Origin of the sequence: Curtobacterium sp. MCBA15_016, from assembly GCF_001865105.1 — a bacterium.
GTDB lineage: Bacteria > Actinomycetota > Actinomycetes > Actinomycetales > Microbacteriaceae > Curtobacterium.
This window is the reverse complement of sequence record NZ_MJGR01000073.1, coordinates 1-463: the sequence shown is the minus strand read 5'-3', so window position 1 is coordinate 463 and position 463 is coordinate 1. Positions and strand designations below refer to the sequence as shown.

The window sequence follows — 463 nt, the reverse complement described above, 5'->3', positions numbered from 1 at the left end:
CGGCGCGTTCGGCGGCGGCGGGATCGAGGGCACCGCCCAGGGCATGCACCAGATGGGCTTCCGGCCCGGCCGCCGCAACGCCGTCCTGGCCGGGATCGGCGAGGCCGGCTCCGGTGCCGCCCTCGCGCTCGGCCTGGCCACCCCGATCGCCGGTGCGGGCGCCGCGACGACCATGGGTGTCGCCTCGAGCGTGCACACTCCGAACGGCTTCTTCAACGCCGACGGCGGGTTCGAGTTCCCGGCGTTCCTCGGCTTCTCGGCGGCGATGTTCGCCCTCGGCGGCCCCGGTCCGGTGTCCCTCGACCACGCGTCCGGCCACGTCTTCGACCGTCCGTGGCTGCGGGGACTCGCCCTCGCGGCGGTCCCGGTGGCGATCGCGGTCCAGGTCGCGCAGCGTCGGAAGGCGCTCGCCTCGGAACCGGCGGCTGCCGACGAGTCGTAGGACCTGACGGACGGGAGGCGC

At 75.8% G+C, this 463-nt stretch carries 1 protein-coding gene; it reads left to right on the top strand.

Annotated features, from left to right (window positions below; translation table 11 throughout):
- On the top strand, positions 1–442 hold a 442-nt coding region (locus tag BIV03_RS18120; protein ID WP_083403528.1), incomplete at its 5' end, for a DoxX family protein.
- Between the last annotated feature and the right edge of the window lie 21 nt (positions 443–463).